The sequence below is a fragment of the Phaeobacter sp. SYSU ZJ3003 genome (genome assembly GCF_041300735.1).
Classification (GTDB): domain Bacteria; phylum Pseudomonadota; class Alphaproteobacteria; order Rhodobacterales; family Rhodobacteraceae; genus Phycobacter; species Phycobacter gallaeciensis_A.
This window is the reverse complement of sequence record NZ_PXNU01000019.1, coordinates 1-19543: the sequence shown is the minus strand read 5'-3', so window position 1 is coordinate 19543 and position 19543 is coordinate 1. Positions and strand designations below refer to the sequence as shown.

Below are 19543 nucleotides of genomic sequence, written 5' to 3'. Positions count from 1 at the left end.
ATGATGCGTTTTGCCGCTCTTGCCAGTGTGTTGTGCCTTGCGATGCCTGCCGCGATCCGTGCGGAAGAGGTGGATCAGCCGGTGGTGGTAGAGCTCTTTACCTCGCAGGGCTGTGCGTCCTGCCCGCCGGCCGATGCGTTGATGCACAAACTGGTAGAACGTGAGGACGTTCTGGCGCTGGCGTTCCATGTCGACTACTGGGATTACATCGGCTGGAAGGACGTCTTTGCCGATCCGACCTATACTGAGCGGCAAAAGGATTATGCCCGGTCGATGGGGCGAAACATGGTGCATACCCCCCAGATGATCGTCATGGGGCAGGAGGATGTTCATGCCGCCGACCCGCTGAAAGTAGGTGATGCGATCAAACGGCACCAGACCGGCGCGCAGCCGGTAGCGCTGGATCTGACGGCAACGGCGGCCGGTGTCGAAATCTCGGTGCAGGCTCGCGGCGCGCTGCCCAAAGGGGCGCTGCGGGTTGATGTGGTGCGGTTCACGCCGCTGCGCCGGGTGTCGATCAGCCGAGGAGAACTGGCAGGGCGGACCATGGCCTATGCCAATATCGTCGAGGACTGGCAGCAGATCGCAGAATGGGACGGGCAGGAAGACCTGAACCTGACCGTGCCGCTGCCCGGGGATCAGTCGCTGGCCGTGCTGGTGCAAGAGGCTGGCAGCGGTCCCATCATCGCCGCCGCGCAGCTGAAGTAATCAGCGCCAATTCCTGGGGCGTCTGTACCTGCCGTGGTCGGCATTATCCCACAGGATCGGTATTGGGCTTTTTCGGCGGCGTGTATGCTTTCCAGCGCCGGTGGATCCAGAACCATTGCCCCATATGCTTGCGGATGACGCTTTCCAGATCGTCGCAGATCGCGCGGGTCATGGTGATGGGATCTGACGCCGGAATTTCCGGGTTGAGGTGGATTTCGAAATCAACGCCATTGGGTTGCCGGATGCCGTAGACCGGGATCAGTGCCGCGCCGTATTTCAGCGCCAGTTCCGCAGGAACGGTAGAGGTGACGGCAGGCTTGCCGAAGAATGGGATCTCCTCGCCGCCATGCACGTGCAGGTCGGCGACGATGGCGATATTGCCACCCTTTTTCAGATGGCGGACCATTTCGACCATGCCGCGTTTGCCCTGCTCGAACATCGGTTTGCCGTTGCCTTCGATGGCACGGACGTAGTGATCATTGAAATAGGGGTTGGCCATGCGCCGGTAGAGCGACCCCATCGGGAAACCGTGTGCGATCAACCCGGCCCGGGCAGCGTCATAATTTCCGAAATGGCCGGTGACCAGAATCACAGGGCGCCCGTCAGCGCGTGCTTTCTCGAGCGCGGTCAGACCCTCACCGGTGATTGGCGCAGCCTTGGCGCGGGCAAGGAAGGGTGCGCCTGCATAGAGCTCGGCAAAGGTGCGCCCGGCGTTGTCGGGGACTTCGCGGCAGAGCCGGTCCACCTCCTCGGGCGGCAGGTCGGGGCAGACAAGGGCCAGATTGTCGCGGATCCGCCGGTCAAAGCCCGCCAGCGGCGCGGCGGCGCGCACCAGACGACCCATGGCCGCCAGCCGCGCGCGATAGGGGATCAGCCCCATGGCGCCGATCACGCCACGCAAAAAAAGATTGCTGGCAAAATACTTTGCTTTTTGGGCCGGAGAAAGCTCGGAGGCGGCGACGGGCATTGTGGGTATGGGCCTGCTGGGCTGGGATCACATAGAGCATGTCTACTTAATCCCGGCCGCCATTGTGTACAAGCCGTCAGCCGGGTATCCGAAGCGTATCGGTAAAGACAGCGGGAGAGATCAGGACTTACTCGTCCTCTTCGCCGTCCTCGGACCTCAGTTCGATTTCCCCGTTGTTCACCAGATCGCGCATGGCGTTGACGATCAGGCTGAAGGCGATCTCGCCATCGGCGCGTTTGACCTTGCCGCGTTCGGTGACTTCTTCGCGGATGTTGTTGGCCATGCGGTTCGACATGTTTTCCAGCAGGAATTCGCTAGAGGCAACGTCCTCTTCCGCGCTAGCAAAGGCGATGGCGGTGACCACATCGGGCTGGGACAGCACGCGCATAAGCTTGGGTACATCCAGCGGGTGCATGCGCTCAGCGATCAGGCCGTAGGTGAAGATCGCCTTTCGCACGTCGCCGGCGAATTCCTCGTCTTCTTCTTCCAGTGCGGTCAGAACCTCGTCCCGTTTGGCTGCGGCGGCTTCGGTCAGGATGGCGCCGACGCGCTGGCCCGGGGTGGTGTCAAAGGCCAGATCCGGGCGGGCCTCCACCTGCGCGGCCAGGGACAGGCCGATCCGGTCGACGGTGTCCGGGGTCACGTTTTTGGTATGGCTGACGGCATAGGCGATTTTCCGGGCCACGGGACCGGGCAGGGCAGCCAGCATCTGTGCGGCCTTGGCGGTGTCGAGTTTCGACAGCAGCACAGCCGCAACTTCGGTGCTTTCTGCTTCGGCGAGCGAGGCGAGATCTTCGGGTGCAAGCTGTTTCAGACGGTCCCAGGGATTGCCGAATTGGCGCACGCCGGCCTCTTTGCGCAGGCGGCTGGCGGTATGGCGGCTGATCTTGCCATCCATGGCGGTCAGCGCGCCAGCCAGCCCGTTGGGGAAGGTCAGGCCAACGTTGTCGAGCATTTCGGCAAACTCGCTGGCAACGGCATAGAGCGTTTCGCGGTCGACGATGCGCATCTTCCCCATCTGCTGGGTCAGTTCCATTTGCAGCTCATCGGGCAGTTCTTCAATCGGGATGTCAGCGCCTTCGTTCAGCAGCAGGCGCACGACGATCGCCGCCTTTGCCTTGCCGCTCAGATGGGAAGCGGAGCCGCCGAGCGATCCACCCATGGGACTATCCATTCCTCCCCCCATTCCACCAAGCGGAGCCGGAGCCGAAAAATCTCCCAATCCATCACCGCCTGTCGCCATGGGGAGCGCCAACATCTGGTCGTCTTGCATCTATAGGACCCTTGCCAAAAAGATTCTCTTTCTGTTGGGATCAAGATAGGCCATTAGCGGTAAAGAAAGACTAAAGCTCAATAGCTTGAGGTTTGTCCGCTCTGCAGCGCCTTGTAGAGCGAGACCTCAGGCCAGCTGCCAGTGCCGCCACGCGCACGGATTTCCTTCCACTGTGCCAGGGCCAGCCCCAGTTTTCCTTCCTCGACAAAGCCTTGTCCCATATAGGAGCGGGCCAGAAGGTTGTCGGGATCGGTAGCAATGGCGCGCTGGTAATAGGCGTTGGCCTCACCTGGCTGGCCGAGCTTACGGGCGGTGAAGCCCCAGTAGGTCAGGACCCGACCTTCGCTTTGATCCGGCATCGCGGCCAGAACCATTTGCGCGTCTTTCAGTCGGCCCGCATAGGCCAGTTCACGCACCGCGTCATACAGCGTATCGGCATCCAGCGCCGAATCTTTGGCGTCTACGCATTTGCGTTTTTTTTCGTCCCAGACCTGCGCTCCGGTACATTCCTTGGTGGTTTGCGTGGTGGTCGGAGCCGTGAAGGTATTGTCGCCAGCGGCAAAGGCTGCCCCGGAAAGTGACATCGCGGGCAGGGACATCACGGTTGCAAGAACGATGGCACGCATTGGGGATCCTCATTACGGGTTATGGAGGGAATCTAGCCTGATTTACCGGGGCAGGGGAGGGGAATTCCCAGGATAAGGGAGCTTCCGGTACTCTCTGGCGAATATTTGCCCAGTGGCGGGTGCGTAAATGAAAAAACGCCCCGCCATTTGGCAGGGCGTCGTCATCAGGAAGACGGGAAGGCGGTTCAGGCGCCGAACACCCGTTTGAAGATCGTGTCGACATGTTTGGTGTGATAACCCATGTCGAATTTTTCCTTGATGCCATCTTCGCCGAGAGCAGCAACAACCTCGGGGTCTGCAAGCAGCAATTCCTGGAAATCAAGGCGCTCTTCCCAGACCTTCAGCGCGTTGCGCTGCACCATGGAATAGGCGTCTTCGCGGGACACGCCCGCTTGCGTCAGCGCCAGCAGCACCCGCTGCGACATCACCAGGCCCGGGAACTTGTTCATGTTTTCCAGCATGTTCTCGGGGAAGATCAGCATCTTGTCGATGACGCCGGTCAGGCGGTTCAGGGCAAAGTCCAGCGTCACGGTAGCGTCCGGGCCGATGCCGCGTTCGACCGAGGAGTGCGAGATGTCGCGCTCGTGCCACAGCGCCACGTTCTCCATCGCCGGGATCACGGTCATGCGGACCAGGCGCGCGAGACCTGTGAGGTTCTCGGTCAGCACAGGGTTCTTCTTGTGCGGCATCGCCGAGGAGCCTTTCTGGCCCATCGAGAAGAATTCCGCGCCTTCCAGAACTTCGGTCCGCTGCATGTGGCGGATCTCGATGGCGACATTCTCGATCGAGGATGCGATGACGCCCAGCGTGGCAAAGAACATCGCGTGGCGGTCGCGCGGGATGACCTGGGTCGAAATCGGTTCGGGCTTGAGGCCCAGTTTCTCGCAGACGTGCTCTTCCACTGCCGGGTCGATATTGGCAAAGGTGCCGACCGCGCCGGAAATCGCGCCGGTGGCGATCTCTTCGCGGGCCTGCTGCAGGCGCGCCTTGTTTCGGTCCATCTCGGCATAGAAACGGGCAAAGGTCAGCCCCATGGTTGTGGGTTCGGCGTGGATGCCGTGGCTACGGCCGACGCGCACGGTGTTCTTGTGCTCCATCGCGCGCTTTTTCAGCGCGGCCAGCAGGTTGTCCATATCGGCAAGCAGGATGTCGGCAGCGCGCACCAGTTGCACGTTGAGGCAGGTGTCCAGCACGTCTGATGAGGTCATGCCCTGGTGTACGAAACGCGCTTCTTCGCTGCCCACGTGCTCTGCAAGGTGGGTCAGGAAGGCGATGACGTCGTGTTTGGTGACGGCTTCGATTTCGTCGATGCGGGCGACGTCGAATTCCACGTCCTTGGCCTTCCACACGGCGTCGGCGTTTTCGCGCGGGATAACGCCCAGATCGGCCATCGCGTCACAGGCGTGCGCCTCGATCTCGTACCAGATGCGGAATTTGGTCTCGGGGGACCAGATGGCGACCATGTCGGGGCGGGCATAACGGGGGATCATCGGCGGAAACACCTTTCGCAATTGCGGGAACACTTGCGCCGCGTCATAGACCGCCCTGCCCAAAGGAACAAGCCGCCACGGCGGGGGCGGGACGTATTGTCCGCCTCCCGAAGGGGCCTAGCGGGGGTTAGCCCTGGCTGATGCGGTCAAAGACGTCCTTGTTGCGGCAATAGGCCGGGGCCGCGTCCAGATGGTCCTGATCCGCCTGCAACTGGGTGCAGCCTGCCTGATCGTCGCAATGGCTGCAGCGCATGATGGCGCGCATCAGCTTGGGGCCTTCGTGTTCGGGGTCGCGGGCAATGATCTCGCCCATGTCGATGCCCAGCCGGTCGGCCATGCCGTTCACGAGGTCCGAGCTTTGCTCCAGTTTCTTCACCAGTCCCATGTTGCGTCTCCTGTCGTGCCAATAAGGGTGCGAATGCATTGCAGGCGATCATGGCTAAGAACGAAGGGCGGGCCTTGATATCGATCAATCGGCGCAGGAATTGCGCGGACGGGCGGCGAAAAAGCCGCCTGTCCGTATCGTATATGGATTACGCTCAGCAGCGCTGAACTTAGTGAGGCGAAATGTCTACCGTGATCACCCGGGCACCGCTTTCCAATGTGCGATGCACCGGGCATTTGTCGGCGATCTCCAGCAGCCTTGCGCGCTGATCCGGTGTCAGGGTGCCGCAGAGGCTGATTTTCCGGGTGAATTGATCGATCTTGGCCGGACCCGCCGGGGCAGCATCCTGCGCGTGCACCTTGTCGTGGCACACATCGACCGAAACGCTGTCAAGCGGCCATTCCTTGCGCCGGGCATACATCCGGATGGTCATCGAGGTGCAGGCGCCAAGCCCCGCTGCGACGAAACCATAGGGGGACATGCCCCGATTGGTGCCGCCATAGGCCAGCGGTTCATCGGCCAGCGCGTGGTGATGGGGGCCGGACTGAATGTCCTGCAGGAAGCCTTCGGGATCGGCTTCGGCAACCCGCACGATCCCCTCGGGCGCGCCGGGGGGCGGGGCGGGCGGTGTCATCTCCACGTAGCGCCCGGCCCAGGCGGCAATTACCTCGGCGGCGTATTCGGCATCTTGCGCGCGGGAAATCAGATGGTCCGCGTCATCCAGCGTGACAAAGCTCTTGGGGTGTTTGGCGGCGGCAAAGATCTCGGCCGCGTTGTCGATCCCGACGGTTTCATCGCGTGGGGCATGCATCACCAGAAGGGCCGCATCCAGACCTGCAATGCAGGGGCCCAAGGCGCTGGCGCGGATATCGTCAAGAAACTGGCGGCGAATGGTGAAGGGACGCCCGCCAAGGCAGACCTCGGCGGCGCCGACCGCTTCGATCTCGGTCAGCTGGGAGCCAAAGTTGTGGGCCACATGTTCGGGATCATAAGGCGCGCCGAGGGTCACCACACCGCGCACCGAAGGAATGCCCGCGCGGGCGCGCAGAACCGCGGCGCCGCCCAGCGAATGCCCGATCAGCAGCTGCGGCGCCATATCGCGCCCCGCCAGATACTGCGCGGCGGCAATCAGGTCCGAGACATTGGAGGAGAAGCTGGTGTTCTCGAACTCCCCATCCGAATGTCCAAGACCGGTAAAGTCAAAGCGCAGAACCGCAATACCCATCGAGGCCAGACGCCCCGCGATGCGCCGGGCGGCCGGGATGTCCTTGGAGCAGGTAAAGCAATGTGCGAACAGGGCGGTGGCAAGGACAGGCCCCTCGGGCAGGTCGAGGCGCGCCGCTAGCGCGGTCCCGGCGTGTCCGGGAAACGTGATGCGTTCTGTGGGCATGGAAGATTGGCCTTTGGTTTTCTCGATCCTAAGGTGCGGCAGCAGGCGGGGTTCGGCAAGGCGCGGGCCGAAAATAACACGTGAAGGTGAAGGGGCGAGACCATGGAGCACATCATCGGCATCGGAGGGTACAGCCCTGTAACAGTACGCGACCATGACATGTGGTTCCGTCTTGGCCGGTTCTGTGCGTCAGAACCCCGCGCCTTTGGTCGCGATCCGGCCACCGGGCACGTTACCGCTTCGGCCTTTGTTCTCTCTGCGGATATGTCGTCTGTCCTGTTGACCCACCACGCAAAACTGGACCGCTGGCTGCAGCTCGGCGGCCATTGCGACGGGATTGCCGATGCGCCCTTTGTGGCCCAAAAGGAAGCCTATGAGGAAAGTGGCCTTTCCCGGCTTGAGATGTTGTCGCCGCAGGTGTTTGACGTCGATATTCATGAAATTCCGGCATCGCCCAAAGAATGCGCACATCTGCACTATGACGTGCGTTTCCTGTTCCGCGCTGCGGCGGGGAAAATTCAGGTCAGCCACGAATCCCACGCGCTGGAGTGGGTACCTGTGGACCGGCTGGAAGAGCGAACAACAGCGCCTAGTGTGCTGGTAGTGCGTGAGAAACTGCCGGGATTTCTGCGCGGGGCCAGTGCCTGCTGACGGCAGTGCGTCTAAACCTGCCTCGGCGACGGTGGGTCGCGTGATTTATTAGTGGTTTTTGGCTGAACGGGACACAGGGCCTCCTCCTTTTGATCAAATTTATGCTAGCACCGTGACATGACAGCGATTCTACAGACACAGATCCCGTACAACCCGCTTGCCTCGCAACGTCTGCCGGGGATCAAACCTTTGCCGGTGGCCGATTGGCTGCGTTCGGATGATGCCTTTGCCGCGCAGATGGCGGAGCGTGAGCGCCTGCTGGACACGGCCCGGGACAAGGTCCTGATGCTGGATGAGGGCGGCCGTCCCGCTGCCGAAGAATTGCTCGAGCGGGTACTGGCGCATCTTTATCCCGGCGCAAAGGGGCACGTGCAACGCCCCGATGGGGTGACGGTAGAGATCGATTGGCAGGATCCCCTGGGAACCCTTGGCCGGGTCACCCAGCAGGATTTCTGCATTCTGGAGAAACCCGAAGGCGCGGCGGAGCACGTGCTAACCGGCGCGGTTCTGTGTTTCCCGGCAAGCTGGACATTGTCTGAAAAATTCATGCGTCCGTTGATTGCCATTCACGTGCCGGTCGATAGCTATGACGCCAATATTGCGGCCCGGGTGCAGCGGCTGTTTGACGGCGTGCAGGTGGATCGCCCGCTGTGGCGGTTCAATGCGCTGTGGTATCACGATCCGATGCTGCACCAGCCCCGCAGCGCCGATGCGCCGCGCGAACAGCCGCGCAGCGAACAAGCCGGGTTCATGCGCAGCGAAACGCAGAGCATTCTGCGTCTGCCTCGCACCCGCGCGGTTGTCTTTTCGATCCACACCTTCGTGCTGAGCCGCGCCGACGTCCTGCGCCAATGGCAGCAGGACGAGCAGGATATCGAGACCGTATAGGCTGCATCCGGCAAGGCGCCCTCTGGTCCGGGGGCTCCGGAGTTCAGGGGGTTGGCAGCTTCAGGACCTTTGCTGCGGCTTGAACCATTTCCGTACTTTGCAACAGGGCCAGAAAGACACCAAGGCTCAGGGCTTGCCTGCGCGGGGTCAGCTGGGAGCCCCTGAGCAATTCAACCAGCAAAAGCAGCAGGGCAGCGGGCGCCGACAGCATCGCAACCAGTCCGGTGGCAGCCCATGTCACGATGCCTTGCGCCCGCGCACCGCCTTGAGCGGGTTTTAGGCCTGAAAGATCCACGACCTGATCGGCGTGTGCTGGATCGGTGCGCACGTGGCGGGCGCATTGTTGGTCCAAATCATCTGCCATCGCATCCACCGGCGCGAAACAGGAACGTCCGCGCGGCTTCCCGGCCACGGGCGCCTGGTTTGCGCCGCTGCGGGGGGCAAACAGTTTTGCCGAGGTCCGCGATTTGCCGGTCGGTTTGAACGGGGAGGGCGCGGGCAGGGCAGCCCGGGCGGAGCGGCGCCGCGGTAAGGCACTACGTGGGTGGATATTGTCGGACGCCGGGCGGCTGAGCAGGGAGCCCGGCGTCCTTTCGGCCGTGGCCTGCGCCTCTGCCGTATCTGCCATGTCTTCCGCGTGATGCAGGTTGAAGACGCCGAGAAAAGCGTCGCAGGTCATCGCCTTGGGCGCGTCCTGCCAGAACACCACCGTGGGCGATAGCGTTTCGGCCAGACGGCGCAGGAGTACCGCGAGCAGGATCTCGGTGATCTCGCTATCGCTGCCGCTGGGGTAGAGGCGCTCCATGGTGACCTCAAGGAAGATTGCCGGAGCAGAAAGGCCCGCCGGGACATGCATGCCAAGCCGCAGCGGTAGGCGCCGCAGCCGCAGGATAACCCGGTACTGATCGCCTTCCATCTCGACCCGGTTTGCCGCCCGAGTGTTGATCTGCGCCATCGGGTGGCCGTATTCCTCAAGCATGTCGACCGCCTGGATCAGCCCCTTGTTGAGGAGCCGGTTGCTGCGGGTCTTGAAACCGAGCCTGCCTTTGAACTGTTCTACCTGTGTCATTCTCAAGCCTCCTTCGTTCGGGGTGCCGTTAACCCAAGATTACAAAGGGAAAAGGCACAAAGTGAGGCATCCGAACAGGTTCTGAGGGGTGGGGTTAAAAATCCCGCCAGGGCAGGTCGCTAAATTTTTATTCGAATAAAAACAATGTGATGTCAGTCGTGTTTGGCACAAGCCCCCGCCGAATGTGGCTGAAACCGGGCGCTCTGCGGCCATGTTGATGCCATAGTGATTACAATGCACGGCAAATGAATGGACTGTTCGCAGTATGGGGGAATGGACTCAGTCGGCGCCCTTGCCAGCAATCCGCGGCCGCGCGCCAAGCCCGAGATTCAGCCGTCGATCTGCTGCCCCATGATGGCCAGCGATTGCTGATAAACGGTTGCCGCATTCCATTGTTTCAGGACTTTGTAGTTCGGCTGCCCCGGCTGGTAGCCCTTGCCGCGTTTCCAGCCTTTCTTGCGCAGGTAATTCGCGGTCGAAGCCAACGCATCCTGTTGATCATAGAAATCAACGCGCCCGTCGCGGGTCCAGTCCACGCCATAGGTCAGCGCATTTCCGGGCAGGAATTGCGTATGGCCGAGCTCGCCATGTTTGGCGCCGAGTGTCGCGGGGGTGATCGCGCCCTGATCCACCAGCTTCAGCGCGCCGATAGCATGGGGCCGGAAGAAATCAGAGCGGCGGCAATCGTAGGTCAGGGTCACGATGGCAGAGACCACCTGGCTGTCGCCCATGAAATGGCCAAAGGCGGTTTCCATACCATGAATGGCGATCAGGACACCTGCGGGCACGCCGTATTTCTTTTCCAGCGCCGCATAGAATTCCGGATTGCGGGCCTTGCGTTTGCGGCCCTGCGCAACAATCGTGGCTGATCCACGCAGCTGCATGAATTTTTCCAGGCTGTAACGAAAGCTTTTCTGGTTTCGGTCGGCGGCGATGGTGCGGCTGGCGTATTGTGCCTGTGCCAATGCCTTCAGCCCCTTGCGCTTGACGCCCGCGCGCTTGGCCTCGGCGGCAAACTCTGCCTTCCAGCTGGCAAAGCCCGCAGAGGTGTTGCCACAGGAGGCGGCCACAGAGGCGACCGGCAGCAAAGAGGTCAGGGTCAGGCAAAGAACTGGCAAAATACGCATGGCGGAAACCTTCGGAAACTGGAACTGGATGCCTCCAGCCTACCGCTCTCGCGCAGAAAATATACGGACATATGGCGCGTTTCGGCGCTGGTGTTGCTCTCAGGCAAAGGCCTCGGCGGCGGCGATGGCCAATCCGTCAGCCACGGCCGTCAGCGCATGACGGTTTTCCACCGTCGCGCCGGGGCAAAGCTGCTGAATTTCCTGCTGCAGACAGCCCAGCAGCGCCGAGCCCCCAACCAGAACGATGCGGTTAACCTCTTCCGGAGCAGTGCCTGCCAGTTTCAGTGTCTCTGCGGCGGTTTCGGCCAGTTCCTGCATCTGTGCCTCCAGTAGGGCCGAGATGTCATCGCCAGAAAGAGAGGCCTGCAGGCCGCGCTCCAGAACCTTGAGATCGATCTGTGCGTCGGCGTCCTGCGGTTGGTTGGCTGCGATCTTGCCGCGCTCCACCGCAAAGGCGATGTCGTGGCCCAGTTCATCCTCCAGCGTGCTAACGAGGCGCGCCAGCCTGTCCGGCTCGCTCGCCTGTTGCTGGAGGTCACGTGCGGCGCGGCGGTGCTCGGGCGTATAAAGAAACGGGATCATCTGCCAGCTGGACAGATCGTTGTAGATCCGGTTCGGCGCGGGCAGGGTGCCGCTGCCGAAACTGTTGCGGATGCTGCTACCACGCCCCAGAAGCGGCATAACACGGGCTAGGCTGATCTTCTGGTCGAAATCGGTGCCGCCCAGACGAATCCCGTAGGAGGCCAGAATATCAGTGGTGCCGTCAGCGTCCTGCCGGAAGGCGGTAAAGTCCGAAGTGCCCCCACCGATATCGACAATCAGCCCCAGCCCCGAGCGGGCCTCGGTTGCGCGCAGCGCCGCTTCGGGCTCCAGCATGAAGCGCACGTCCTGAAATCCGGCAGCCAGGTAGCAGGCACGGAGGTCGTCTTCGGCCTGGGCATTGCGGGCCTCATCGCGGCTGTGAAACCGCACCGGACGGCCCGACAGGGCATGGGTGAATGTCATGTGGGTCTGCGCCTCGGCGCGGGCTTTGACCTCGGCCAGAAACTGGGTGACTACCGCCGAAAGGGTCATTCGCTGCCCGCCAAGGCGACGTTCCTCGTGCAGCAGGGGCGTTCCAAGGAGGCTTTTGAGGGCGCGCATGAAGCGGCCCTCGTCGCCGGAAATCAGCGCCCGGGTGGCGCTGCGTCCTATGCGCATCTTGCCGCTGTCGGGATCAAAGAAAACGGCAGTGGGAAGGGTCTGTTCGCCCGGTTCCAGTTCAATCAGCCAGGGGCGCCCGCCCGCCGCCACACCTGCCGCCGAATTGGAGGTGCCAAAATCGATGCCTAAAGTCATGGGGGCGGTCATTGGCCTGTCTCCTGCGGGTCCGGGGAGCGACGGCTTTACAGGCAGAACGGGCGGGGTTCAAGAATGACTGCCCCGCGCATTTGCCTTTGTCATCCACAGCGATGGCCGAACGCGGTTGATCGGTTCAGTTCGCAGAGGATCCGCTTGGTAGGGTAACCCGAAAGGTGGAGCCTTGTCCGACCTCAGAGGACACTTCCAGCAGGCCATTGTGGTTGGAACAGATCCGGCGGCTGAGTGTCAGTCCGATGCCGGTGCCATCGTATTCATTCGGGTTGTGCAGCTTCTTGAACAGCTGAAAAATCTGCTGCTGATCTGAGGTTGAGATCCCAGCGCCATTGTCGGTGACGTCGATGCGTTCCTGCCCCTTGTTGGCCCCGGAAACGGACGTAATGGAGACGATGGGTTTGCGCGCGCCTGAGCGGAAGGTGATGCCATTGGTGATCAGGTTCTGAAATAGGCAGCGCAATTGCATTCGGTTGCCAGTCACCACCGGCAGGGGGCCAATGTCGACGGTGGCCCCGGCATGCAGGATCTCGCCTTGCAGATCCTGCACCAGCTCGCCCACCAGCGTGTTGAGATCGATGTCCCGCTTTTGGATGCGGGCGCCAACCACGCGGGAGTATTCCAGAATGTCATTCATCTGCCGCATCATGCGGGCTGCGGTCTTCTGGCTTTGCTCCAGCAGGAAAATTCCGTCCTCGCTCAGCCGGTCGCGTTCGGCATCCAGCTCCTGCAGCAGCAGGTTGAGCGTATTGGCTGGCGATTTCAGATCATGCGAAACCGCATAAGTGAATTCGCGCCTCTCCCGGTTGATATGTGCCATTTCAAGCAGGGTTGCCCGCGTCCGGATCGCATCGGTGGCGCAAAAGGCCAGTTGCCGCAGCAGGGATATGTCCACCTCAGTCCAGGCGCGCGGTTTGTCATCGATTACCGCCAGCACCGCAGCGGGTACACCGCCGGGTCGATAAACCGGCACGCCAAGATAGGAACCAATGCCAAGCCCCGGGGCAATACCCGTGCCCAGATCCGGTGGAGGGTTGGGGGCATCTTCAACAGTCACGGGGGCATCCTTTTGGATCACGTGCTGGCAAAAGGAATGAGACAGAGGCGCGTGCCGATCCTCTGCCGCCGGGCCGCTAAGCCCGGTCTGACTGATGAAGAATTGACGTTCTGCGTCGCTGTCGATGGTGGAGAGCAGAGCCACCGGGGCGCCAATGGTGCGTTGTGCCAACCGGGTCAGGTTGTCGAATTCCGGGTGGGGCGGGCCGTCGATCAGCTCAAGATCCCTGAGGCTGAATTTCTGCATTATGAACGCTCGCTATTCTGAGAAACTCATGTCGCACCCTACGACATTATGGTGGCAGAGCTTAACCTTTTCTGAAGCGCCCACACCGCTCCATATCTGAAGACTGCCACTGGTTGGTCCAGTGAAGACCGGACCTGTGAATGAAAAAGAGCGCCCGATGGGCGCTCTTTCATGGTTTCGACTGCCGCAGCTATTAGCAGCTGTAGTACATGCCGTACTCAACCGGGTGCGGGGTGTGCTCGTAGGTTTCGACCTCTTCCATCTTGAGCGCAATGTAGCCCTCAATCTGGTCTTTGGTGAACACATCGCCCTGCAGCAGGAACTCGTGGTCGGCCGCCAGGCATTCCAGCGCTTCGCGCAGGGAGCCGCAGACGGTCGGAATGTCGGCCAGCTCTTCGGCGGGCAGATCATAAAGGTTCTTGTCCATGGCTTCGCCGGGATCGATCTTGTTCTTGATGCCGTCCAGGCCGGCCATCAGCAGGGCTGCAAACGCCAGGTAGGGGTTTGCGGCCGGATCGGGGAAGCGGGCCTCGACGCGCTTGGCTTTCGGGCTTTCGGTCCACGGAATACGCACGCAGCCGGAACGGTTACGGGCGGAGTAGGCGCGCAGAACCGGAGCTTCGAAGCCGGGGATCAGACGCTTGTAGGAGTTGGTGGACGGGTTGGTGAAGGCGTTCAGCGTTTTCGCGTGCTTCAGGATGCCGCCGATGAACCACAGGGCTTCGTCGGACAGGTCCGCATATTTGTCACCAGCAAAGAGCGGCTTGCCGTCTTTCCAGATGGACATGTTCACGTGCATGCCGGTGCCGTTGTCGCCTGCGATCGGTTTCGGCATGAAGGTTGCCGATTTGCCGTAGGCGTGCGCGACGTTGTGGATCACGTATTTGTATTTCTGCAGCTCGTCCGCCTGTTTGGTCAGGCTGTCGAAGATCAGGCCCAGTTCGTGCTGGCAGGAGGCAACCTCGTGGTGGTGTTTGTCCACCTTCATGCCCAGACGCTTCATGGTCGACAGCATCTCGGAACGCAGGTCCTGTGCTTCGTCGACGGGGTTGACCGGGAAGTAGCCGCCCTTCACGCCGGGACGGTGGCCCATGTTGCCAACTTCATACTCGGCATCGGTGTTCCAGGACGCGTCGGTCGCGTCGACTTCATAGGACACCTTGTTGATCGAGTTGGAGAAGCGCACATCGTCGAACAGGAAGAATTCCGCTTCCGGGCCCATGAACGCCGCATCGCCGATGCCGCTGGACTTCAGGTAGGCTTCGGCCTTCTGTGCGGTGCCGCGCGGGTCACGCTCGTAGGCTTCGCCGGTGTCGGGCTCAACAACCGAGCAGTGGATGCAGATAGTTTTTTCCGCGTAGAACGGGTCGATATAGGCGCTCTCGGTGTCGGGGATCAGCTTCATGTCCGAAGCTTCGATCGATTTCCAGCCCGCGATGGAGGAGCCATCGAACATGAAGCCTTCTTCGAGGAAATCCTCGTCGACCATGTCCACGTCTACGGTGACGTGCTGCAGTTTACCACGTACGTCGGTGAACCGGATGTCGACATAGGCGACTTCCTCGTCCTTGATCAGCTTCAGAACTGCGTCCTTGCTCATTGGTGCTTTCCTCTCCGTAAGAAAATTCGTGTGTTGCTGCGCCAACCCGCTACGCTGCCTTTGGCAATCTCGGCGCGCTGGCGATATCTGGTATTAAAGTGCGTCGGGGCCGGTTTCGCCGGTCCGGATGCGGATGGCCTGCTCGACCGGGCTGACGAAGATCTTGCCGTCGCCGATCTTGTCTGTCTTTGCCGCGTTCACGATGGATTCGATCGCGCCGTCCACCTGATCGTCGTCAAGAACCACCTCGATTTTCACCTTGGGCAGAAAATCGACGACGTATTCGGCGCCGCGATAAAGTTCCGTGTGCCCCTTCTGGCGACCAAAGCCCTTAACCTCGATCACGGACAGGCCCTGTACACCGACGTCCTGCAGCGCCTCTTTCACCTCGTCCAGTTTGAACGGTTTGATGATGGCTTCGATCTTTTTCATCTCGTGGGCTCCTCACAACCTTGTCGAAGCTGGTTAGATCATTTCTAAATGCTGGCGACAATGGATGCCGCCAAAGATGCCGGAAAATCAGCCTGCAAAATGGGCGCGGGTGTTTAAAAAATAATCACTGCGCACAAAAAATAATCAGAATTGAATCGCGGGAGCCTGGAGAATGACCGAACTGCTGACAGCTGCCCAGATGCGCGCCATCGAACAGGCCGCAATCGAGTCAGGCGAGGTCACGGGCCTTGAGCTGATGGAGCGGGCCGGGCAGGGCGTCGTGGAGGCGATTTTCGAGGAATGGCCTGAAATTGAACACGATGGATACCGTGCACTGGTCCTGTGTGGCCCTGGCAATAATGGTGGCGACGGTTTTGTGGTTGCACGGCTGTTGAAGGAACGCGGCTGGGAGGTGGAGGTGTTCCTCTACGGCGAGCCGAACAGGCTACCTCCCGATGCAAAGGCGAGTTATGAGCGATGGTCGGAGATGGGAGATGTGACGGTACGGGCCATCGATCCTCCGCCGCTGCTGGATGACAGCCTAAGAACGCCTGATCGGTTTGATCTTCTCGTTGATGCGCTGTTTGGAACTGGCCTAACGCGACCGTTAAAGGGTCTGTTCACTATCTTTTCAACAGCACGATCTCTATTGGCGGAAAACGGTGTGCGGGTCGTTGGGGTCGACCTTCCCAGTGGTGTCTGCTCAGATAGTGGGCAGACGCTTGGTGCTGCTATTGGAGCGGACCTAACGGTCACATTCCATCAGCAAAAACTGGGTCATTTCCTTGGAGGCGGATCAGAGCTTTGTGGGAAACTCGTGGTCAAGGACATTGGCCTCAAGGGCATCCCCCGTCCGCGGGTGGGGGTGAAGCCCCCGCCCATAGGGGCGGTCGGGGGCTGCCCGGCGGTCCCGCCGGGAGATATTGTACAACTGGCCAGTCCATCCTTGGTTGGCAAAGGCTCCGGCCACAAATTCTCCCACGGCCACGCACTGATCCTGACGGGGGGGGCGGGTAAGACGGGGGCCGCGCGGCTGTCGGCGCGGGGCGCGCTGCGGATCGGGGCGGGGCTGGTGACGCTTGGCGTGCCGCCAAGTGCCCAGCAGGAGGTCGCCTGCCAGATCACCGCTTTGATGCTGCAACGGGTGGTAGATGCTGAGGCTCTGGCTCAGGTGCTGGAGGATAGCCGCCTCAATGCGCTCTGCCTTGGCCCCGGAATGGGCCTTGATCGCGCGCGGGATCTTGTGCCTGCGGCCCTGGTGGCCAAACGGGCCACGGTGCTGGATGCCGATGCGCTCTCAGCCTTTGGCGAGGCGCCGGAAGAGCTCTTTTCCATGTTGCATGAAAACTGCGTGCTGACGCCCCATGGCGGCGAATTTGCGCGGCTGTTCCCGGATGTTGCCGCGAAACTGAATGCGCCCGCCACCAAAGGCCCGGCCTATTCCAAGGTGGACGCCACGCGCGAGGCCGCCGCGCGGGCAGGATGCGTGGTGCTGTTCAAGGGCGCCGATACGGTTATCGCCGCGCCGAATGGGCGCTGCTCGGTGAATTCCGCCCATTATGATCGCGCAGCGCCCTGGCTGGCGACCGCCGGGTCGGGGGATGTGCTCGCGGGCTTCATCACCGGCCTTTTGGCGCGAGGCTTTGCCCCGATGCAGGCCGCCGAGAGTGCCGCCTGGCTGCATGTGGACTGCGCGTTGGAATTCGGCCCCGGACTGATCGCCGAGGACCTGCCAGAGCAGATCCCAGCCGTATTTCGCAAGCTAGGGTTTTAAGCCGCAGGGCGCAGATTGTCGCCTGCCGCGCGGGAGGTGGCGATCTCCATGCCGCCCGCGTAGATCACATGGGGGCGGTCAAAGGTCAGGGAGCAGAGTTCCAACATCTGCATGCCTTCGTCGCGGATGAACTCCTCATCGATCAGTTCGAACGCAGGCACAACGGCCTGGGGCTGTCCGAACATCGCCTTGGCGCGCCAGTCTCGGATCAGAACCTGCTGGTTCAGCGGCAGCAGCAAATCTCCGCCCGGCTGAGTGTGCCCAAGCGATCCGGCTGTGAAGCGGACCGCATGCATCATGGCGCGGGATTTGCGAATCTTGTTCAGCGGAGTGAGGCCCTGCGTCCGTGTAATCAACTGATCCCCGGCTGTCAGAGTCTCAACGGCCAAAGCGCCGTCTTGGGTCTGGATCGGAGTGCCGGTAATCAGCGTAACGGAACTTTGGGCCGCGTGGCTGCCGGTCTGCTCGCGGCGGCTTTGCAGGATGCGCGCAACGATATGCTGCGCAGGCGGATTCGCGTGCGGTTTCATGGGGTCTCTCGCTCTGCCTCAGTAGCATTTTATTTGTTTTTTTCAGACACTAGCCATTTGGCGCGCCCGCGTCTGCGCAATTTTTCGCTTATGGGGGAAGCTGTGGCTGAGATGTGTCTTTGGTGCCGCAATCGAATAGTGTGGCTCCGGTGCGATTTCCTCTCGCATCCTGCGGCGGGCTTTGCTATTCAGCGGCTCACGCAGCGCCGGAAGGTGCTGCGCCAGTGCGGGTGTGGCGGAATTGGTAGACGCACCAGATTTAGGTTCTGGCGCCGCAAGGCGTGGGGGTTCAAGTCCCTTCACCCGCACCACTTTGATTTCAAATAAAAAGTCCAAGTCGCTTTTGTCAGGCTACCGCTGGGGGAATTGAGGGTTGCCCTTTTTGTGCGGCGGTAGCGGCGGCTGGTTGACGTCCTGTTGTTTCGTCTAGATCCCGACTAACGAACCTGACCCACGTAGGCCCGCGCGGCCGAAGCAGTTCTTGAAAACGTTGCAGGTTCCAAGTTTAAGGAGATTCGGGCAGAAAGGTTGGAAACTCTCGCTGAACTCCGTGCATGAAAATGTCGATTTCAAGCGCCAGGCCGACCTCGAAATCGTGGAGGTCGGGGCCGCTCCAGTGGTCATCCTCGAGGCGGTCAAGGAAGCTGCAACGGATCTGCTCGTCCTGTGGCTTCAGGGGGAGGGTCCCGGCGGCACGCAGCAGGTCGATACGCTTATGAACCTCGCACATACCATGAAAAGCCTCCATCATCACACGCATCAGGCGCGGCTCGGTTCGCCAAGTCTGCCCCCCGAATACGTCTTGGATCACGCGGTTACCGGCCCCCAGACAATCATAGGCAACGCACCCCTTCAGGCCTTCCTGCGTCAGCTTTTCGTGGATGCTGCAGCGATGCCCCGAGAGATTCCTGCAAGGTTCGCCAGGGTTCTTGTCGAAAGCAAAGTCTTCGCCCTTGTCGAAAGCCAGTACAACACAGCAAAGGGCTGCGCATTTCGAGCAATCGGTTTGGAGACGGTCTGTGTGCGGCATTGTTGTTATCGACTTCCGATGGTCGCTCAGTTGGAGGTTCCCGGCTGCCATACCTTTTGAAATTCCTCAAGTCTGGATATGTCGGCGTTTCAGTTGTGCACCGCGACGCGACACTCCGGCGGTGCATCGACCTTTCACCCTAACCGCGGCATACGGCGGTTGTTTGCGGCGGTGTTACTCGTTGGAGTTATGGCGCCGCAGAGCAGAGAAACGCTGGGCGGCGCCTGAGCCGAGAGCGGGCTGTTCGCCTTGGGGTGGCTTCTTTAGGTGGAACCGGGCACACATTCAGCGGCGAGCGTCAAAACAAGGCTGATGACCGCCTCACGCGCTTGATCCTGTGATTTCTTTCCGTGCAGCTTGCGGGCGAGCGCAGAGCCGCGGGTGGCGGCGTCCTGCGCAAGGATCAGCAGCGCAATCTCCCGCAGCTGGTGCATAGCCAGATCAGCTAGGTCTAACTCCAACAGCCTTTCGAACTCTGCTGGCGGTCTGCACTCCGCCAGCATGCTCTTCAGGGCAGGTCCATTCTTTGACGTCTCGGCGCGGGCAAGGCAAATGTCGGTCATGCCCGCCATTTCGGAGAGAAAGACGTCAACCGGCATGCGGGCGGTCTTTTGGGAGTAGCCAGATTGCCGCTCAAGAATGAGCTCCCGCTGCGCCGGGACAAAGGAGACCTGCAACCCATCGATTGCTACATCTGATGCAGCCGGGGGGGCGAGGCGATTGCGCAGGTTGAGCGCTTCGGCGAATAGCACCATTTGCAGAAGGTCGGTCTGTGTCAGATCACAGGAAATTCGCTGAATGCCGCTGCGACCGATGTGTTTGTAGTTGAGCGCAAACCGGGCGCCGCCGCCGAGCTATGCGGGATTTTGGGTGACGCGGCCTGATCAGGCGGCGCGGTTTTCGGCGGCGCTCTGGGCGACACCGTCGGTGAATGTGACGCCTTCGAT

Annotated in this window: 19 protein-coding genes and 1 tRNA gene; 6 read left to right on the top strand and 14 right to left on the bottom strand. The window is 61.2% G+C overall.

The window, feature by feature from the left end; all coding sequences use genetic code 11:
* A complete protein-coding gene (locus tag C6W91_RS08250) occupies window positions 1–708 on the top strand; it encodes a DUF1223 domain-containing protein (protein WP_370570729.1) in 708 nt (235 codons plus the stop codon).
* 43 nt (window positions 709–751) lie between these two features.
* On the opposite strand, the gene C6W91_RS08245 is transcribed toward C6W91_RS08250, so the two are convergent.
* The 6 genes from C6W91_RS08245 to C6W91_RS08220 all read right to left on the bottom strand — a co-directional run bounded on the left by C6W91_RS08245 (window position 752) and on the right by C6W91_RS08220 (window position 6839).
* Window positions 752–1675: a lysophospholipid acyltransferase family protein gene (locus tag C6W91_RS08245; protein WP_370570728.1), complete on the bottom strand. Its 924-nt coding sequence runs from the start codon at window positions 1673–1675 to the stop codon at window positions 752–754.
* Between the two features lie 127 nt (window positions 1676–1802).
* On the bottom strand, window positions 1803–2948 hold the full coding sequence (locus C6W91_RS08240; RefSeq protein WP_274833494.1) for a flagellar motor switch protein FliG: 1146 nt from the start codon (window positions 2946–2948) through the stop codon (window positions 1803–1805).
* A gap of 77 nt (window positions 2949–3025) precedes the next feature.
* Window positions 3026–3574, bottom strand: a complete 549-nt coding sequence (locus C6W91_RS08235; protein WP_370570727.1) for a hypothetical protein — start codon at window positions 3572–3574, stop codon at window positions 3026–3028.
* A 185-nt stretch (window positions 3575–3759) separates the two neighbouring features.
* Window positions 3760–5064 carry an adenylosuccinate lyase gene (purB, locus tag C6W91_RS08230; protein ID WP_065270458.1) on the bottom strand — a complete coding sequence of 435 codons (1305 nt, stop codon included), beginning with the start codon at window positions 5062–5064 and terminating at the stop codon, window positions 3760–3762.
* A 127-nt stretch (window positions 5065–5191) separates the two neighbouring features.
* Window positions 5192–5449, bottom strand: coding sequence for a DUF6455 family protein (locus C6W91_RS08225; protein WP_347510069.1), 258 nt, complete (start codon window positions 5447–5449; stop codon window positions 5192–5194).
* A 169-nt stretch (window positions 5450–5618) separates the two neighbouring features.
* Window positions 5619–6839 (bottom strand): bifunctional alpha/beta hydrolase/OsmC family protein, encoded by a 1221-nt coding sequence (locus tag C6W91_RS08220; protein ID WP_065270456.1) that lies wholly within the window; start codon window positions 6837–6839, stop codon window positions 5619–5621.
* Window positions 6840–6941: 102 nt separating this feature from the next.
* Here C6W91_RS08220 and C6W91_RS08215 point away from each other — a divergent pair, with 102 nt between their 5' ends.
* Together C6W91_RS08215 and C6W91_RS08210 are read left to right on the top strand one after the other, a co-directional pair.
* Complete coding sequence (locus tag C6W91_RS08215) at window positions 6942–7490, top strand: NUDIX hydrolase (RefSeq protein WP_370570726.1); 549 nt, start codon at window positions 6942–6944, stop codon at window positions 7488–7490.
* Between the two features lie 117 nt (window positions 7491–7607).
* Window positions 7608–8378 (top strand): DUF3445 domain-containing protein, encoded by a 771-nt coding sequence (locus C6W91_RS08210; RefSeq protein WP_370570725.1) that lies wholly within the window; start codon window positions 7608–7610, stop codon window positions 8376–8378.
* Between the two features lie 43 nt (window positions 8379–8421).
* Here the strand turns inward: C6W91_RS08210 and C6W91_RS08205 are convergent, their stop codons facing one another.
* The 6 genes from C6W91_RS08205 to C6W91_RS08180 form a co-directional block, all read right to left on the bottom strand.
* The gene (locus C6W91_RS08205) at window positions 8422–9447 is read right to left on the bottom strand and encodes a hypothetical protein (RefSeq protein ID WP_370570724.1); all 1026 of its coding nucleotides are present in this window, start codon (window positions 9445–9447) and stop codon (window positions 8422–8424) included.
* Window positions 9448–9776: 329 nt separating this feature from the next.
* Window positions 9777–10574, bottom strand: coding sequence for a lytic transglycosylase domain-containing protein (locus tag C6W91_RS08200; protein WP_370570723.1), 798 nt, complete (start codon window positions 10572–10574; stop codon window positions 9777–9779).
* A 99-nt stretch (window positions 10575–10673) separates the two neighbouring features.
* A complete protein-coding gene (locus C6W91_RS08195; protein ID WP_274834380.1) occupies window positions 10674–11924 on the bottom strand; it encodes an Hsp70 family protein in 1251 nt (416 codons plus the stop codon).
* A gap of 124 nt (window positions 11925–12048) precedes the next feature.
* Window positions 12049–13230 (bottom strand): ATP-binding protein, encoded by a 1182-nt coding sequence (locus tag C6W91_RS08190; RefSeq protein ID WP_370570722.1) that lies wholly within the window; start codon window positions 13228–13230, stop codon window positions 12049–12051.
* A gap of 193 nt (window positions 13231–13423) precedes the next feature.
* Entirely contained in the window at window positions 13424–14830 is a 1407-nt protein-coding gene (gene glnA, locus C6W91_RS08185) for a type I glutamate--ammonia ligase (protein ID WP_065270449.1), read from the bottom strand.
* A gap of 93 nt (window positions 14831–14923) precedes the next feature.
* Window positions 14924–15262 carry a P-II family nitrogen regulator gene (locus tag C6W91_RS08180; protein WP_065270448.1) on the bottom strand — a complete coding sequence of 113 codons (339 nt, stop codon included), beginning with the start codon at window positions 15260–15262 and terminating at the stop codon, window positions 14924–14926.
* Window positions 15263–15434: 172 nt separating this feature from the next.
* Between C6W91_RS08180 and C6W91_RS08175 the strand changes: the two genes are divergently transcribed.
* On the top strand, window positions 15435–17036 hold the full coding sequence (locus C6W91_RS08175; protein ID WP_370570721.1) for an NAD(P)H-hydrate dehydratase: 1602 nt from the start codon (window positions 15435–15437) through the stop codon (window positions 17034–17036).
* On the opposite strand, the gene C6W91_RS08170 is transcribed toward C6W91_RS08175, so the two are convergent.
* A complete protein-coding gene (locus C6W91_RS08170; protein WP_370570720.1) occupies window positions 17033–17566 on the bottom strand; it encodes a Hint domain-containing protein in 534 nt (177 codons plus the stop codon). The genes C6W91_RS08175 and C6W91_RS08170 overlap by 4 nt on opposite strands.
* Before the next feature lie 226 nt (window positions 17567–17792).
* On the opposite strand from C6W91_RS08170, the gene C6W91_RS08165 reads away from it, so the two are divergent.
* Window positions 17793–17877 (top strand) — tRNA-Leu (locus C6W91_RS08165).
* A gap of 170 nt (window positions 17878–18047) precedes the next feature.
* The gene (locus C6W91_RS08160; RefSeq protein ID WP_370570719.1) at window positions 18048–18656 is read left to right on the top strand and encodes a hypothetical protein; all 609 of its coding nucleotides are present in this window, start codon (window positions 18048–18050) and stop codon (window positions 18654–18656) included.
* 203 nt (window positions 18657–18859) lie between these two features.
* Here the strand turns inward: C6W91_RS08160 and C6W91_RS08155 are convergent, their stop codons facing one another.
* Window positions 18860–19351: a hypothetical protein gene (locus tag C6W91_RS08155; RefSeq protein WP_370570718.1), complete on the bottom strand. Its 492-nt coding sequence runs from the start codon at window positions 19349–19351 to the stop codon at window positions 18860–18862.
* Window positions 19352–19543: the final 192 nt, after the last annotated feature.

Bases quoted from the DNA above. Each gene is read 5' to 3' on its own strand.
- C6W91_RS08175 (WP_370570721.1), top strand. From the start codon at position 15,435: ATGACCGAACTGCTGACAGCTGCCCAGATGCGCGCCATCGAACAGGCC.
- C6W91_RS08245 (WP_370570728.1), bottom strand. From the start codon at position 1,675: ATGCCCGTCGCCGCCTCCGAGCTTTCTCCGGCCCAAAAAGCAAAGTAT.
- C6W91_RS08205 (WP_370570724.1), bottom strand. From the start codon at position 9,447: ATGACACAGGTAGAACAGTTCAAAGGCAGGCTCGGTTTCAAGACCCGC.
- C6W91_RS08155 (WP_370570718.1), bottom strand. From the start codon at position 19,351: ATGGTGCTATTCGCCGAAGCGCTCAACCTGCGCAATCGCCTCGCCCCC.
- C6W91_RS08235 (WP_370570727.1), bottom strand. From the start codon at position 3,574: ATGCGTGCCATCGTTCTTGCAACCGTGATGTCCCTGCCCGCGATGTCA.
- C6W91_RS08220 (WP_065270456.1), bottom strand. From the start codon at position 6,839: ATGCCCACAGAACGCATCACGTTTCCCGGACACGCCGGGACCGCGCTA.
- C6W91_RS08250 (WP_370570729.1), top strand. From the start codon at position 1: ATGATGCGTTTTGCCGCTCTTGCCAGTGTGTTGTGCCTTGCGATGCCT.
- C6W91_RS08200 (WP_370570723.1), bottom strand. From the start codon at position 10,574: ATGCGTATTTTGCCAGTTCTTTGCCTGACCCTGACCTCTTTGCTGCCG.
- C6W91_RS08240 (WP_274833494.1), bottom strand. From the start codon at position 2,948: ATGCAAGACGACCAGATGTTGGCGCTCCCCATGGCGACAGGCGGTGAT.
- C6W91_RS08210 (WP_370570725.1), top strand. From the start codon at position 7,608: ATGACAGCGATTCTACAGACACAGATCCCGTACAACCCGCTTGCCTCG.
- C6W91_RS08215 (WP_370570726.1), top strand. From the start codon at position 6,942: ATGGAGCACATCATCGGCATCGGAGGGTACAGCCCTGTAACAGTACGC.
- C6W91_RS08190 (WP_370570722.1), bottom strand. From the start codon at position 13,230: ATGCAGAAATTCAGCCTCAGGGATCTTGAGCTGATCGACGGCCCGCCC.
- C6W91_RS08225 (WP_347510069.1), bottom strand. From the start codon at position 5,449: ATGGGACTGGTGAAGAAACTGGAGCAAAGCTCGGACCTCGTGAACGGC.
- C6W91_RS08170 (WP_370570720.1), bottom strand. From the start codon at position 17,566: ATGAAACCGCACGCGAATCCGCCTGCGCAGCATATCGTTGCGCGCATC.
- C6W91_RS08180 (WP_065270448.1), bottom strand. From the start codon at position 15,262: ATGAAAAAGATCGAAGCCATCATCAAACCGTTCAAACTGGACGAGGTG.
- C6W91_RS08195 (WP_274834380.1), bottom strand. From the start codon at position 11,924: ATGACCGCCCCCATGACTTTAGGCATCGATTTTGGCACCTCCAATTCG.
- purB (WP_065270458.1), bottom strand. From the start codon at position 5,064: ATGATCCCCCGTTATGCCCGCCCCGACATGGTCGCCATCTGGTCCCCC.
- glnA (WP_065270449.1), bottom strand. From the start codon at position 14,830: ATGAGCAAGGACGCAGTTCTGAAGCTGATCAAGGACGAGGAAGTCGCC.